The organism is Flavobacterium sp. NLM (assembly GCF_002210235.1).
GTDB lineage: Bacteria > Bacteroidota > Bacteroidia > Flavobacteriales > Flavobacteriaceae > Flavobacterium > Flavobacterium panici.
The window spans coordinates 29,379-45,686 of sequence record NZ_LIAC01000004.1 but is presented as its reverse complement, the minus strand read 5'-3'; the positions used below and the strand labels follow the sequence as shown (position 1 = coordinate 45,686).

General features: G+C 34.2%; 9 protein-coding genes. 8 read left to right on the top strand and 1 reads right to left on the bottom strand.

What is annotated here, in order from left to right:
* The first annotated feature begins 4 nt into the window (after window positions 1-4).
* The 8 genes from ggt (at window position 5) to APR43_RS05570 (ending at window position 15,244) form a co-directional block, all read left to right on the top strand.
* A complete protein-coding gene (ggt, locus tag APR43_RS05605) occupies window positions 5-1,687 on the top strand; it encodes a gamma-glutamyltransferase (protein ID WP_053470679.1) in 1,683 nt (560 codons plus the stop codon).
* Window positions 1,688-1,772: 85 nt separating this feature from the next.
* Entirely contained in the window at window positions 1,773-3,557 is a 1,785-nt protein-coding gene (locus APR43_RS05600) for a chloride channel protein (RefSeq protein ID WP_053470678.1), read from the top strand.
* Window positions 3,558-3,620: 63 nt separating this feature from the next.
* Window positions 3,621-4,574 (top strand): Fic family protein, encoded by a 954-nt coding sequence (locus tag APR43_RS05595; protein ID WP_053470677.1) that lies wholly within the window; start codon window positions 3,621-3,623, stop codon window positions 4,572-4,574.
* Window positions 4,575-4,675: 101 nt separating this feature from the next.
* Complete coding sequence (gene uvrA / locus APR43_RS05590; protein ID WP_053470676.1) at window positions 4,676-7,507, top strand: excinuclease ABC subunit UvrA; 2,832 nt, start codon at window positions 4,676-4,678, stop codon at window positions 7,505-7,507.
* An 827-nt stretch (window positions 7,508-8,334) separates the two neighbouring features.
* Window positions 8,335-8,694, top strand: coding sequence for a cupin domain-containing protein (locus tag APR43_RS05585; protein ID WP_053470675.1), 360 nt, complete (start codon window positions 8,335-8,337; stop codon window positions 8,692-8,694).
* A 183-nt stretch (window positions 8,695-8,877) separates the two neighbouring features.
* Window positions 8,878-9,606 (top strand): TIGR00730 family Rossman fold protein, encoded by a 729-nt coding sequence (locus tag APR43_RS05580; RefSeq protein ID WP_053470674.1) that lies wholly within the window; start codon window positions 8,878-8,880, stop codon window positions 9,604-9,606.
* Window positions 9,607-9,897: 291 nt separating this feature from the next.
* Window positions 9,898-12,645, top strand: a complete 2,748-nt coding sequence (locus APR43_RS05575; protein WP_053470673.1) for an aminopeptidase — start codon at window positions 9,898-9,900, stop codon at window positions 12,643-12,645.
* 187 nt (window positions 12,646-12,832) lie between these two features.
* On the top strand, window positions 12,833-15,244 hold the full coding sequence (locus APR43_RS05570) for a thiamine pyrophosphate-dependent enzyme (protein ID WP_053470672.1): 2,412 nt from the start codon (window positions 12,833-12,835) through the stop codon (window positions 15,242-15,244).
* Window positions 15,245-15,459: 215 nt separating this feature from the next.
* Here the strand turns inward: APR43_RS05570 and kdsB are convergent, their stop codons facing one another.
* Window positions 15,460-16,194 carry a 3-deoxy-manno-octulosonate cytidylyltransferase gene (kdsB, locus tag APR43_RS05565; RefSeq protein WP_053470671.1) on the bottom strand — a complete coding sequence of 245 codons (735 nt, stop codon included), beginning with the start codon at window positions 16,192-16,194 and terminating at the stop codon, window positions 15,460-15,462.
* Between the last annotated feature and the right edge of the window lie 114 nt (window positions 16,195-16,308).

Below are 16,308 nucleotides of genomic sequence, written 5' to 3'. Positions count from 1 at the left end.
TGTTATGAAAAAAATTTCACTTCTTATTTATTTTATATCCTTTTACAATTTTGCACAACACACAGCCTCACCAACTGGTTTAACAGCTTCAAAAGCAATGGTCGTTTCGGCTCGTGCTGAAGCTTCAAAAATTGGCGTAGAAATAATGAAAAAAGGCGGTAATGCATTTGATGCCATGACCGCAACCGAATTAGCCCTTGCAGTAGCTTATCCCTATGCCGGAAATCTTGGCGGCGGCGGATTTATGGTGTACCGAAAAGCAAACGGAGAAGTTGGAAGTTTAGATTACCGTGAAAAAGCACCGCTTGCCGCAACAAAAAATATGTTTCAGGACAAAGACGGAAATGTAATTCCCGGAAAAAGTACCGAAACCCCTTTAGCAATTGGTGTTCCCGGAACTATCGCAGGAGTTTTTGCCGTTCATAAAAAATTTGGTTCTCTGCCAATTTCAGAAATCCTGAAACCAGTTATAGCACTTGCAGAAAAGGGTGTCGTTGTAACCCTAAAACAACAAAAGCAGCTTGAGAATTATCATGATGCCATTGTAAAAGCAAATGGGCCAACTACCTTAATGGCCGGAAAATTCAAAGAAGGTGACACAATAAAATATCCTGCGCTTGCCAGCACGCTTAAACGAATTTTAAAAGGCGGTAAAGATGAATTCTACAAAGGCAAAACTGCCCAGGTTTTAGTTGATTATCTGAAGAAAAAAGGCGGTATTATTACGCTTAAAGATTTAGCATCTTATGAAGCAAAGTGGAGAAATCCATTGCAGTTTGATTATAAAGATTTAAAAATTACTTCGATGGCTCCTCCAAGCAGCGGCGGTATTTGCCTTGCACAAATCCTCAAAATGATTTCTCCGTTTTATTTATCAAAAATGGGACATAATTCAGAGCAGTCTATTCAGGTTATTGTTGAAGCAGAAAGAAGAGCTTATGCTGATAGAAGCCAATTTTTAGGAGATCCTGATTTTGTAAAAATTCCAATTAAAGGTCTTTTATCAGATTCTTATTTAAAAGAAAGAATGTCAAATTTTGACTCCGAAAAAGCTTCATTATCATCAGAAATAAAAGAAGGAAAAATAACGTATAACGAAAGCACTGAAACAACGCATTATTCTATTGTTGATCAATTTGGAAATGCTGTTTCTGCAACTACAACAATAAATGACGGTTTTGGGTCTAAATATTATTGTGATGAATTAGGCTTTTTCTTAAATAACGAAATGGATGATTTTAGTGCAAAACCGGGATCACCAAATATGTTTGGATTAGTTGGAAACGAAGCCAATAGCATTGCTCCTCAAAAAAGAATGTTAAGCTCTATGACGCCGACAATTGTAGAGAAAAACGGAAAATTATTCATGGTTGTAGGTTCTCCCGGAGGTTCTACAATTATAACATCTGTATTGCAGACTATTTTGAATGTTTACGAATATAATTTAAGTATGCAGGCAGCAGTAAATGCACCACGTTTTCATCATCAATGGCTTCCGGATCTTATTACGTTTGAGCCCAATACGTTCAATTATAATACCATTGAAAGTTTAAAAGCAAAAGGATATTTGATCAACGAAAAAACGACACCTGTAATTGGTAAAGTGGATGCTATTTTGGTTCTGCCGGATAATACTCTTGAAGGAGGTGCTGATTTTCGAGGTGATGACAAAGCTGCGGGATTTTAAAGCAAAAAGATTTTAGTAGAAAAATTTGACAAAATCGAATGTTTAAAGCTAAATTTGCATTCTCCGTAACTTTTTTAAAAATACAATGATAAAAAAACTTTTCCGAAGATTAGAAAGCATTATTGCTTTGGCTCAATCTATTTTGACACCAAAGCAATTCATTTTTTTATCCAGTGTTTTGGTCGGAATTTCGTGCGCGTTTGCAGTAATCATTTTAAAAACATTTGCACATAGCGTTTTTTCATTTGCAACTTACCTAAGCGGAATTTTAAAATTAGGTTTCATTAATAGTATCCTGCCTATAATTGGTATTGTACTAACTGTTTTAGTAGTGAAAAAAGTTTTAAACGGAACTATTCAAAAAGGGACTTCACAGATTTTATATGCAGTTGCTAAAAAAGCAAGTATAATTCCGAAAAAGCAAATGTATGCGCAGATTGTTACAAGCTCTTTGACTGTAGGTTTAGGAGGATCAGCAGGTTTAGAAAGCCCAATTGTAATTACGGGAGCTGCTTTTGGTTCCAACTATGCACAGAATTATAAATTAGCTTATAAAGACAGAACTTTGCTAATTGGCTGCGGGGTTGCGGCTGGAATTTCGGCAGCTTTTAATGCACCAATTGCCGGAGTTCTTTTTGCTATAGAAGTTCTTCTGGTCGATGTTAGTATTTCGGCTTTTACGCCAATTATGATTTCGGCAGCGACCGGAGCTTTGGTCTCGGCAATTGTATTAGACGAAAGCATTCTTTTATCTTTCAAAAAACAAGAAACTTTTGATTATCATAATATTCCCTTTTATGTAATTTTAGGTGTTTTAACAGGCGCAATTGCGGTTTATTACTCTAGAAATTTTCAAAAAGTAGAGCATTATTTTTCAGAACTAAAAATGGGTCCTTATAAAAAAGCCCTGATTGGTTCTTCGCTTTTGGCACTTCTTATTTTTATCTTCCCAACATTGTTTGGTGAAGGTTACGAAAGTATCAAAATCCTATCGGAAACTGATCCCGGGCAATTATTAGACAATACTTTATTTGCCAGCTGGAGAAACAATCAATGGGTTTTACTGCTTTTTGTGGGCTGTACCATGATGATAAAAGTATTTGCTTCGGGACTTACAATTGGAAGTGGAGGAAACGGTGGAAACTTTGCTCCTTCCTTATTTTTAGGTTCTTATCTGGGATATTTCTTTTCTAAATTTATCATTCTGACTGGTTTAGCAAAATTACCTATCAGTAATTTTACAATGGTTGGAATGGCCGGAATCCTGAGCGGATTATTTCATGCGCCGCTTACCGCAATTTTCCTTATTGCAGAAATTACCGGAGGTTACGGATTGATGATTCCGCTTATGATTGTTTCTTCAATTAGTTTTGCGATTTCTAAACGTTTTGAAAAATATTCGCTTGACGTAAAAAATCTGGCTAAAAAAGGTCATGCTTTTACCAGCAATAAAGATTCTAATATTTTATCGACTTTAGATATTGATACCATCATCCAAACCGATTATTTAACGGTTTCTCCAGAAGAACATTTAAGCAAATTAGTAGATCTTATTTCGCACTCCAATCAGGTAATTTTTGCCGTTGTAGATAACGAAAGAGAACTTGTTGGTGTTGTACATTTTAATGATATCAGAGAAATTATTTTTAATGCGTACCGCGTAAAATATACTTTGATTAAAGATGTAATGAAAACTCCTCCTGCAACTATTTCTTCAAATGACAGCATGGAGATCGTAATGACTAAATTCGAAAGATCTAAAACCGCTTTTCTTCCCGTTTTACGAAATGACAAATATTTCGGTATGATCTCAAAGTCTATTGCACTTGAAGCCTACAGAATGAAACTCCGTTCCATGACAATAGAATAAGCTTAATATCGGATAAGTTAAAAATTTGGAGTATCCGATATTAAGAAGTACTTTTGTAGGATTATGTGGAACATTGACTTAACATACAGAGAAGAATTTCAATCAACATTTGATCGATTGTACCAAAAAAGGCTTGATTTGCAAAACAGCAGACCATTGCCCAATATCGCTTTACACAAAATTCGCGAAAGCCTATCACTCGAATGGACCTACAATTCAAACAGTATTGAAGGAAACACAATGAGTTTGCGCGAAACACAAATGGTAATTCAAGAAGGAATCACTATAAAAGGAAAATCACTTCGGGAACATTTTGAAACACACAATCACGATAAAGCAATTGATTATTTATATTCAATTGTAGATGATACTTACAAACTTCGAAGTATTGATATTCTTTCCATTCATGGTTTAGTTTTACGTTCTATTGAAGATGATTTTGCAGGTCGTTTACGAAATGGCGGCGTTCGAATTTCGGGAGCTAATTTTATGCCTCCAAACGCCAATAAAGTTTCAGATCTTTTAGATGAATTAATTGAGTTTGTCAATACAAATCCTTTAGGTTTAAACGATATAGAACTAGCCACTATTTATCATCATAAATTAGTGTGGATACATCCATTTTTTGATGGAAACGGGCGTACCGTTCGTTTAAGTATGAATTTGTTATTAATGCGCTGTGGTTTTCCGCCGGCAATTGTTCTTAAAAACGATAGAAAGAAATATTACGAAGCGCTAAATCAGGCAAACAATGGCAATTATCAAAAACTAACCCTTTTGATGTGTCAGGCATTAGAGCGTACGCTAAATATATATTTAACAGCAATGCCGGGAAGCAGTTATGATTATCAGCCTATCATAAATATTGTAAGCGAGCCAGAAGCCAATTACGGTCAGGAATATGTAAGTTTATTGGCCAGAACAGGAAAAATTGACGCTTATAAAGAAGGCCGAAACTGGTACACAACCAAAGAAGCCATCGAGGAATATATGGCAACAAGAAAAAGAAAACGCTAGTTTAGGCTAGCGTTATTTTGTTACAATTTTTAACATAAACTTCTATACTCTAGTACTAAAAGAACAAATCAAAGTGGTAACTTTGCGTTTTGCTCAAATTTATGCTAGATAAAGACAATACTATTGAAGTTCTTGGCGCAAGAGTTCATAATCTAAAAAATATCGATATTTCTATTCCGCGTGAAAAACTTGTTGTTATAACAGGTCTTTCGGGTTCGGGAAAATCATCATTAGCGTTTGATACGATTTATGCTGAAGGTCAGCGTCGTTATGTAGAAACTTTTTCTGCATATGCGAGGCAGTTCCTTGGCGGATTAGAACGTCCGGATGTTGATAAAATCGACGGACTTTCTCCGGTTATCGCAATTGAACAAAAAACTACCAGTAAAAGTCCGCGTTCAACTGTAGGAACAATTACTGAAATATACGATTTCCTTCGACTTTTATACGCTCGTGGTGCTGACGCTTATAGTTACAACACCGGAGAAAAAATGGTTTCGTATTCTGACGAACAAATTAAAGATTTGATTATTCAGGATTATAATGGTAAACGCATAAATATTCTTGCACCGGTAATTAAAGCTCGAAAAGGACACTATGCCGAATTATTCCAGCAAATTACCAAACAAGGATTTTTAAAAGTCCGTGTAAATGGTGAAGTTCAGGATTTAGTTGCCGGAATGAAACTGGATCGTTACAAAACTCACGATATTGAAATTGTAGTCGACAGAATGTTGATCGAAAATACCGAAGACAATCAAAAACGATTGGCTGAAAGTATTAATACAGCCATGCATCATGGCGAAAATGTATTAATGATTTTAGATCAGGACACAAACGAAGTTCGTTATTTCAGTAGAAATTTAATGTGTCCAACAACCGGAATTTCATACCAAAATCCAGAGCCGAATTTATTCTCTTTTAACTCACCAAAAGGCGCTTGTCCGCATTGTAACGGATTAGGAACGGTTCACGAAATCAATGTCAAAAAGATAATTCCAAATCCGAAATTATCAATTAAAAGCGGTGGATTTGCTCCGCTTGGCGAATATAAATCTTCGTGGATTTTTAAGCAGTTAGAAACTATTGGAGAAAAATTTGGGTTTAAGATTACAGATCCAATTGAGAAAATTCCGGAAGAAGCCATGCAAATGATTTTGTATGGAGGAAAAGATAAATTTGCCATCAACTCAAAAGATCTTGGCGTAACAAGAGAATATAAAATTGATTTTGAAGGAATTTCAAACTTCATCAAAAATCAATATGACGAAAGCGCGACAACAAGCATAAAACGCTGGGCAAAAGATTTCATGGACGAAATTAACTGTCCTGTTTGTGATGGTTCTCGTCTTAAAAAAGAAGCCTTATTTTTCAGGGTTAATGAAAAAAATATCACAGAATTATGTGATATGGATATTTCAGATTTAACGGCTTGGTTTCAGGATTTGAATAAGCATTTAACTGAGAAGCAGCTTTTAATTGCTTCTGAAGTTGTAAAAGAAATCAAAGACCGTTTGAACTTTTTAATAAATGTTGGTTTAAATTATTTGGCTTTAAGCCGAAGTTCAAAATCACTTTCGGGAGGTGAAGCGCAGCGTATTCGATTAGCCACACAAATTGGTTCACAGTTGGTTGGGGTTTTATATATTTTGGATGAACCGAGTATTGGTTTACACCAAAGAGACAATGAAAAGCTGATCAAATCTCTGGAACAATTACGTGATATTGGAAATTCGGTTATTGTGGTTGAACACGACAAAGACATGATCGAAACTGCAGATTATGTAATTGATATTGGCCCAAAAGCCGGAAAATATGGTGGAGAAATTATCAGTATTGGAACTCCGGCAGAAACTTTAAAATCAAATACTATTACCGCTCAATATTTGAATGGTAAAATGAAATTAGAGATTCCGAAAGAGCGAAGAAAAGGAAACGGAAAATTTTTAAAACTAAACGGAGCAACAGGAAATAACCTGAAAAATGTTTCGATAGAAATACCTTTAGGACAATTAATCTGCGTTACAGGAGTTTCAGGAAGTGGAAAATCAACTTTGATTAATGAGACGCTCTACCCTATTTTGAACGCTTATTATTTTAATGGTGTAAAAAAACCACAGCCTTATAAAAAGATTGAAGGTTTAGAACATATTGATAAAGTAATTGATATAGATCAAAGTCCGATTGGAAGAACGCCACGTTCAAATCCAGCGACTTATACCGAAGTTTTTACCGAAATTAGAAATCTGTTTACCATGACTTCTGAAAGTATGATCCGTGGTTATAAAGCTGGACGTTTCAGTTTTAATGTAAAAGGCGGACGCTGCGAAACCTGCGAAGGTTCTGGAGTAAGAACTATCGAAATGAACTTTTTACCAGATGTTTATGTCGAATGTGAAACGTGTCAGGGAAAACGTTTTAACAGAGAAACATTGGAAATTAGATACAAAGGAAAATCAATTTCTGATGTTTTGGATATGACGGTTGATGAAGCGGTTCCGTTTTTTGAAAACATTCCGAAGATTTACAGAAAAGTAAAAACGATTCAGGATGTTGGTTTAGGTTATATTACACTTGGTCAGCAAAGTACAACACTTTCGGGTGGTGAAGCACAGCGTATAAAATTAGCCGGAGAATTGTCTAAAAAAGATACAGGAAATACTTTTTATATTCTGGATGAACCTACAACTGGATTGCACTTTGAAGATATCCGCGTTTTAATGGATGTTATCAATAAACTGGTTGATAAAGGAAATACAATCTTGGTTATCGAACATAATATGGACGTTATTAAACTTGCCGATTATATTATCGATATTGGTCCTGAAGGAGGAAAAGGTGGTGGACAATTAATTGCTAAAGGAACTCCGGAAGAAGTGGCAAAAAATAAAAAAAGTTATACGGCTAAGTTTTTGAAAAAGGAATTGGAATAAAAATATTGTTATTAATGGAATGGTTTAAAATCCGTTGTGTAAAATCAATAACTGATTTTAAACCATTATATCGAAATCTCTAACGGATTGAAATTCGTTATATTGAAACCTCTAACGGATTGAAATTCGTTATATTGAAACCTCTAACGGATTGAAATCCGTTTCTACAATATGAACCGTTCCTTCGGAACTCTATTCTGGGGAACATTGATATTTTCAACGGATTAAAATCCGTTGCTACCGATATGTCGTTCTTACGGAACTTTATTTAAAACTTAAAAGCAAAATCATTTTAAGAATTATGAACAATGAAATTGAAATTCCTATTGAGCATCAAAAACTAGTTCTGAGTAGAATTGAAGCTAGTAAAGTTTCACCCAAAAGAATGTTAGATTGGGATGAAGTTTCAGAGAAAATAATCCAAACATAAATAACTTAAATCTACCGAAATCTCCATGAATTATAATTTAGTTCCGTAGGAACCAAATATCGGTAGCAACGGATTTTAATCCGTTGAAAATACGGACGCGTCCCAACAATAGAGTTCCGAAGGAACGGTACATATTGTAGAAACGGATTTCAATCCGTTAGTTTTTTTTGACACAACGGATTTCAATCATAAATTCAATTCCAACAAAACTATTCCTATTTACGCATCATTTTTAATCTCTTGATTATTAATCTTCAAGCAAAACAACCAAAAAAGAAATGTTACATTTCAATTAATAAATGTACATTTTTATAACAATTCTTAAAAAAAGCACTAATTTAGTACGCCCTTTTTGTCAACGCTTTTTCATTTTGACAAAAAGACTAAGGTATAATCTATGAACCTAAAAGACAAATTCAGTAATGTAGATCAATATTTTTCACCTAAAATAATTGACGAAGTAAACGATCAATATATTAAAGTGGCAAAAATAAAAGGTCAGGAAGTTCCGTGGCATAATCATGAAAATGAAGATGAATTATTTTATATTGTCGATGGTGAACTCTTAATGGAAATTGAAAATGAACCCGCTGTTACAATGAAAAAAGGTGATTTGTTTGTTGTAAAAAAAGGTGTGAATCACAGAGTTTCGTCGGTAGATGAATGTTTGATTATGCTGATAGAATCTAAAACTACAGAACATACCGGAAAGGTAAAAAGCAACATTACAAAATCAATTGAAGAACAAACGTATTAATAAAGAATTCTTCGAATAACCAATTGTTTAATTGAAACCTAATGCCCTAGCCCTGATGGGAACGGCATCTTTTTGTGGCGGGGTTCGCCACAAAAAATATAGTGGACAGCAGGATTAAGCTCCTTCTTATGACTATAATTAAAATGACAGCTTAATAAAATATAAATAATTAAAATACCTAAAATGAGATTAGAAGATTTTGATAATGATGAGGATAAAGTAATTCAGGACAGTTTAAAACAGAAAACCTGGAATGAAATTAGAACAAATGACAGCTGGGCGATTTTTAAAATCATGTCCGAATTTGTAAATGGTTACGAAAGCATGGGGCGTATTGGTCCGTGTGTATCTATTTTTGGATCGGCGAGAACAAAACCAGATGACAAATATTATTTACTGGCAGAAAAAATTGCTTTTAAAATTAGTAAAGCCGGTTATGGCGTAATTACGGGAGGAGGCCCGGGAATTATGGAAGCCGGAAATAAAGGCGCACATTTAGGCGGCGGAACTTCGGTTGGTTTAAATATCGAACTGCCTTTTGAACAGCATTTTAACCCTTATATCGATCACGATAAAAACCTGAATTTCGATTATTTCTTTGTGAGAAAAGTTATGTTCGTTAAATATTCACAAGGTTTTGTGGTTATGCCGGGAGGTTTTGGAACGCTTGACGAAATGTTTGAAGCGATCACTTTGATTCAGACAAAGAAAATTGGAAAATTCCCAATTATTTTGGTTGGTGTTGAATTTTGGTCAGGTTTATTGGATTGGGTAAAAACAGTTTTGGTTGAAAAAATGCAGACTGTAAGTCCTGAGGATTTAAACTTATTCAAAATCGTAGATACTGAAGATGAAGTTGTTGATGTTTTAGATAAATTCTACAAGAAATACGACTTGAGTCCGAATTTCTAAAATATTTGTAGGGTAAATAAATTTTGTAAGATTAAGTATTCTTAAAAAAATCTGCACTTATTTTACCTATAAGGTTAAATTTACACCTATTACGATATAAAAATTGAAAGCTGTTTTTTTAAACAGCTTTTTTTATGCTATTTTTACATAAAACCATGAATAAATTTATGCACGAAATTTTAGGTCTATTTATAATTTTTACGCCAATTCTTGAAATCAATATATAAAATTGTAATTCTCATTTTTGTTTTATTTAGTTCAATAAAACAGTATGCACAACATCAGTCTAAGATGGAAGTGGCGGTTAATATTGAGCTAAAAACACTGAATATAAAACAGGATATTACCTATTTTAATACTTCAAACGATACGTTGGTTACGATTGTTTTGAACGATTGGAATAATGCTTTTGCAGACAAAAACACGCCTTTGGCAAGACGTTTTTCTGATGAATTTTATCGCGGTTTTCATTTGGCAAAAGCGATTGAAAGAGGAAATACGACCATTTTAAATCTAACCGATTCAGATTTTATGGCACTTGAATGGGAAAGAACAGATAAAAACCCAGATTTTATTGTGGTTAAGTTAACCCAAAAATTACTTCCGGGTGAACAAATTACATTGCACATCAATTATATTTCGAAAATTCCGAGTGACAAATTCACGCATTATGGATTTAATCAAAACGGAATGAATTTAAAAAACTGGTTTTTAAATCCTGCACGTTTTGAAAATCATCGTTTTATAAGATACAACAACTTTAATCTTGACGATATTGCAAATGCGGTTGTTGATCATGAAGTTGAAATAAAAATCCCGAATGATTATTCGATTACAACAGATTTAAATTCGGTTTCAAAAGATATTTCAAATTCGGCATTTACCAATTATTCTTTCTCGGGAAAAAACAGATCTGACTTTAATTTATTTATTGAGAAACAAAATAATTTTAAGAGTTATGATAATGGAACAATCGAAGTTCTTTCGGATTTAAAAAACAAAAAAATCAGCGAAGTTCAAAAAGCAATTATAATTGACCGCGTTGCTGCGTTTGCAAATGAATTTCTTGGTAAATATCCTAATGAAAAAATTACGGTTTCGCAGGCAGATTATGAGCGAAATCCTTTTTATGGTTTGAATCAGCTGCCTTCTTTTATCAGTCCGTTTTCTGATGAATTTATGTTTGAAGTAACATTTTTCAAAACCTATTTGAACAATTTTTTGAAGAATTCACTTCGTCTTGATCCTCGAAAAGACAATTGGGTTTATGACGGAATTCAGATTTATGCCATGATGAAGTATATGGAAGAAAATCATCTGGATGAAAAAATGCTGGGAAGACTTTCGAAAATGAAACTTTTTAAAAGTTACAATATTACCAACCTGACTTTTAATGAGCAGTATAGCTATTATTATATGCTAATGGCTCGTAAAAATCTGGATCAGCCGCTTGGAGATCCAAAAAATACGCTGATAAAATTTAATGAACAGATTGCGAGTAAATACCGCGCGGGTTTAAGTTTGAGTTATCTTGATGATTATTTAAATCATAATATTGTTCCGGAGAGTATTCAGGAATTTTATAATCTGAATAAAACGCAGCAGACAAATCGTTATGATTTTGAAAAAATCCTGACTGAAAAAAGCCCAAAAAATATCGACTGGTTTTTTAGAACAATAATCGATTCACGTGAAATTATTGACTATAAATTTACGCATGTTTCTAAAACCCCAGACAGCATACAGTTTTCGATAAAAAACAAAACCGATATTTATGCTCCAATTCCTATTTATGGTTTAAAGAAAAATGAAGTTGTTTTTAAGGAATGGATTGAGCCTAAAAAAGCAGATTCTGTTTATCAATTTGATCGAAAAAACGCAGATAAATTAGTCATTAATTACAACAATGAAGTTCCGGAATTCAATCAGAGAAACAACTGGAAATCGTTAAAAAGTCTGGTGATTACCAATCGTCCTATAAAATTTAATTTTGCCAAAGATCTTGAAGATCCTTATTACAACCAGATTTTATATATTCCAACGTTGACTTATAATTATTATGACGGATTAACACCGGGAATTCGTTTTCATAATAAAACGATATTAGACAAACCCTTTACTTTTGATATTAATCCTGCGTATTCTATAAAAGCGGGAACAATTTCTGGTTCGTCGGCTTTTTCTTTGAATCAGTTTTATCGAAACAGCACCTTATATAATGTGCGATATTCTATAAGTCAAAACTATTTTCATTATGCGCCAGATGCTACTTACCTGCGATTAAATCCTATGGTGCAGCTGCGTATTCGCGAAGAGAATTTTAGGGACAATAGAAAACAGCTTATTTTGTTTCGTCAGGTAATTGTAAACAGAGAAGCAAGTCAATTTATTACAGACAATTCTAAACCTAATTATTCTGTTTTTGACGCCCGTTATGTAAACACAAAAACAGAACTGGTTAATCATTTTAATTTTATGACTGATGTTCAGTTTGGCGGAGGCTTTGGAAAAGTTTCGGGAGAAGTTGAATACAGAAGGTTATTTGAAAATAATCGCAAAATAAATTTAAGATTGTTTGCCGGAAGTTTCTTGTATAATAAAACAAATACTGATTATTTTAGTTTTGGTTTAGATAAGCCTACAGATTATTTATTTGATTATAATATTTTGGGAAGATCCGAAACTAGTGGGATTTTCAGCCAGCAATATGTAATTGCCGAAGGAGGTTTTAAATCAAAAATAGATCCTTCATTTGGTAATCAATGGATGACTACTTTAAACGCCAGTTATGCTTTATGGGACTGGGTTGAAGTTTATGGCGATGTGGGACTTTTGAAAAACAAACATCAAGATGCCTTTTTTGCATATGACAGCGGAGTGCGGTTAAATCTTGTTCCAGACTACTTTGAACTTTATTTTCCTGTCTATTCTAATAACGGGTGGGAAATTTCTCAAAAGAATTACAACGAAAAAATAAGATTTGTTATTACTTTGTCACCAAAAGCATTAGTCACTCTTTTTACCCGAAAATGGTTTTAATTAAATAAATTTTAATCAAAAACATAAATTATTATCACAAAAAAGATAAAAATCATAAAAATAACACAATTAAAGTACGTAGTTTTCTGTTTTTAAATACAAATAATTAAATTATATTTATTTTAAAGAATTATGATTATTGATTGTTTTTAAGTAATTTCGCAGTCTTAACATGACCCACAAGATTATGATAACAGAAAAAAGCAATACTACTTTAACTTTTGAAGATTTCAAAACAGAGGTATTGAACGACTACAGAATTGCAGTAACTAGCCGTGAGTGTAGTCTTTTAGGTCGTAAAGAAGTATTGACAGGAAAAGCCAAATTTGGAATATTTGGTGACGGAAAAGAAGTACCGCAGCTTGCAATGGCTAAAGCCTTTAAAAATGGGGATTTCCGCTCTGGTTATTATCGCGATCAGACTTTTATGATGGCGATTGGCGAATTAACTCCTATGCAGTTTTTCGCAGGTTTATACGGTCATACTGATTTAGCTCATGATCCAATGTCTGCCGGAAGGCAAATGGGCGGACACTTTGTAACGCACAGTTTAAACGAAGACGGATCTTGGAAAGACTTAACAAAACAAAAAAATTCAAGCTCAGATATATCGCCTACAGCGGGACAAATGCCAAGATTATTGGGATTAGCTCAGGCTTCTAAAATTTATAGAAACGTTAATGGAATTACCATTAAAGATAAATTTTCTGTAGATGGAAATGAAGTTGCGTGGGGAACAATAGGAAACGCAAGTACGTCTGAAGGTTTGTTTTTTGAAACTATAAATGCTGCCGGAGTTTTACAGGTTCCAATGGTAATGAGTGTTTGGGATGATGAATACGGAATTTCGGTTCACGCCAAACATCAAACTACAAAAGAAAACATTTCTGAAATCCTTAAAGGATATCAAAGAGATGAAGATTCTAAAGGTTATGAAATTTTTAGAGTAAAAGGATGGGATTATGCAGAGTTAGTTTCGACTTACGAAAGAGCGGGTGCAATTGCACGTGAAGAGCATATTCCGGTTTTAATTCACGTAAACGAATTAACACAGCCGCAAGGCCACTCTACTTCTGGTTCTCACGAACGTTATAAAAATGCCGAAAGATTAGCCTGGGAAAGAGATTTTGACTGTATTCGTCAAATGCGTTTATGGATGATTGCTATTAATATTGCATCTCCGGAAGAATTAGCAGAACTTGATTTTGAATTAAAGAAAGAAGTTCTTGAAGCTAAAAAAGAAGCGTGGAATGATTTCATCAATCCAATTATCGAAGACCAAAAAAATCTTTTGGATTTATTGGAGCAAATTGCAGAAGCAAGTATCAATCATAAAGATAGAATTAGAAAATATATTTCTGAATTAAGCGCTATAAAAGCGCCTTTAAAGAAAGAAATTCTGGTTTACGCAAGAAAGATTCTTCGCTTTATAGAAGTTCCAAACAGTAAAGTTCTTTTATCAAACTGGATCACGAATTTTATTGGAGAGACTCAGGGAAAATTCAGCAGTAACCTGCATTCAGAATCGGCACAAAATGTATTTTCTGTAGAAAAAGTACTTCCTGAATATGCCGAAAATGCAAAACCGGATTTAGACGGAAGAATGATTCTTCGTGATAATTTCGACGCTTTGTTTAGCAAATATCCTGAAACATTGATTTTTGGAGAAGATGTTGGAAACATTGGCGACGTAAATCAAGGTCTTGAAGGCATGCAGGAAAAATACGGAGAACTTCGTGTTGCCGATGTCGGGATTCGTGAAGCGACTATTATTGGTCAGGGAATTGGAATGGCACTGAGAGGTTTACGCCCTATTGCTGAAATTCAATATCTTGATTATTTATTGTATGCGATTCAAATCATGAGTGATGATTTAGCTACTTTACAATACAGAACTGTTGGAAAACAAAAAGCACCATTAATTATCAGAACTCGCGGACACCGTTTAGAAGGTATTTGGCATTCTGGTTCTCCAATGGGAATGATTATAAATGCTATTCGCGGAATCCATGTTTTGGTTCCGAGAGATATGACTCAGGCTGCAGGATTTTATAATACTCTTTTAGAGTGCGACGAACCGGCTTTAGTTATTGAATGTTTGAATGGTTACCGTTTAAAAGAAAAAACGCCTTTAAACTTTGGTGAATTCAAAACGCCAATTGGTGTTGTTGAAACTTTAAAAGAAGGAGCAGATATTACTTTAGTTTCTTACGGATCGACTTTGAGATTGGTTCAACAAGCTGCTGAGGAATTATTAGTTTTAGGAATTGACTGCGAAATTATTGATATTCAGTCTTTACTTCCGTTTGATATTAATAAAGATATTGTAAAAAGTGTCGCTAAAACAAACCGTCTTTTAGTAATTGACGAGGATGTTCCGGGCGGAGCTTCGGCTTACATTTTACAGCAGATTCTGGAAGAACAAGATGCTTACAAATATCTTGACAGTAAACCGCAAACGCTTGCTGCAAAAGCACACAGACCAGCTTACGGAACTGACGGCGATTATTTCTCTAAACCTTCTGCAGAAGATATTTTCGAGAAAATTTACAGCATGATGAATGAAGTTAATCCTTCTAAATTTCCTAGTTTGTACTAAGGATTTAGAATGTTTTAGATAATAAAAAAAGCTCCAATATTTTGGAGCTTTTTTTTATGTTTTTACCCAAACTGACCACACTGTTTTGTCATTTCGACGAAGGAGAAATCTCCGCGAGAAACTCCGCAATGTTAATCAATCTTTGTCGAGCTACTTACGGAGATTTCTCCTTCGTCGAAATGACAAGATTGTGGATATTTAAATTACCAAATTAATTAAATATCTCTCAACATGGCTCTCGCTCTTTCTAAATCCTCCGCAGTATCAATCCCAATTCCAACATGAGCTGTTTCGACCATTTTTATGCGTTTTCCGAACTCTAAATATCTTAACTGTTCCAATTTCTCAGAAGCTTCTAGAGATTTCATAGGGAGGCTGTAAAAATCTAATAAAGCCTGTTTTCTAAAAGCATAAATCCCGATGTGTTGAAAATAACGAACTCCAGCAGCTGCATCTCTCGGATACGGAATTACAGATCTTGAAAAATACAAGGCAAATTGCGATTGATCAACCACCACTTTTACATTATTCGGATTATTGATTTCGTCTTCATTTGTGATTTCACGCATCAGCGAAGCCAAGTCAATCTTTTTCTCTTCATCATTTTTAAAAACAGATAAAACCTGTTCTAAAGGCTCGGCTTCTGTAAAAGGTTCATCGCCTTGTACATTTACCACAATATCAACATCTAAATCGGCAACGGCTTCGGCGATTCGGTCGCTTCCAGATTCGTGTTCTTTGATGCTCATTATGGCTTTTCCGCCGTTAGAAACAATTTCGTCAAAAATTAAATCAGAATCGGTTACAACAAAAACATCGTCGAATAAATTTGTTGAAACCGCAGCTTCGTATGTTCTTAAAATTACTGTTTTACCTCCCAAATCCTGCATTAGTTTTGCAGGAAAACGTGTTGATGCGTATCGCGCCGGAATTACCGCTATTATTTTCATTTTTTATGTCATTGCGAGGAACGAAGCAATCTCATCCTCATAGTTAATTTATATTCTGCGAATCTCTGTGAAACCTTTGTGTGCCTTTGCGGAATAGCTATTTCACAGAGATTC

What these genes read in the sequence shown, in the direction of transcription:
- APR43_RS05575 (WP_053470673.1), top strand. Translation starts at nt 9,898, where the DNA reads ATGGAAGTGGCGGTTAATATTGAGCTAAAAACACTGAATATAAAACAG.
- APR43_RS05595 (WP_053470677.1), top strand. Translation starts at nt 3,621, where the DNA reads ATGTGGAACATTGACTTAACATACAGAGAAGAATTTCAATCAACATTT.
- APR43_RS05570 (WP_053470672.1), top strand. Translation starts at nt 12,833, where the DNA reads ATGATAACAGAAAAAAGCAATACTACTTTAACTTTTGAAGATTTCAAA.
- APR43_RS05585 (WP_053470675.1), top strand. Translation starts at nt 8,335, where the DNA reads ATGAACCTAAAAGACAAATTCAGTAATGTAGATCAATATTTTTCACCT.
- APR43_RS05600 (WP_053470678.1), top strand. Translation starts at nt 1,773, where the DNA reads ATGATAAAAAAACTTTTCCGAAGATTAGAAAGCATTATTGCTTTGGCT.
- APR43_RS05580 (WP_053470674.1), top strand. Translation starts at nt 8,878, where the DNA reads ATGAGATTAGAAGATTTTGATAATGATGAGGATAAAGTAATTCAGGAC.
- uvrA (WP_053470676.1), top strand. Translation starts at nt 4,676, where the DNA reads ATGCTAGATAAAGACAATACTATTGAAGTTCTTGGCGCAAGAGTTCAT.
- ggt (WP_053470679.1), top strand. Translation starts at nt 5, where the DNA reads ATGAAAAAAATTTCACTTCTTATTTATTTTATATCCTTTTACAATTTT.
- kdsB (WP_053470671.1), bottom strand. Translation starts at nt 16,194, where the DNA reads ATGAAAATAATAGCGGTAATTCCGGCGCGATACGCATCAACACGTTTT.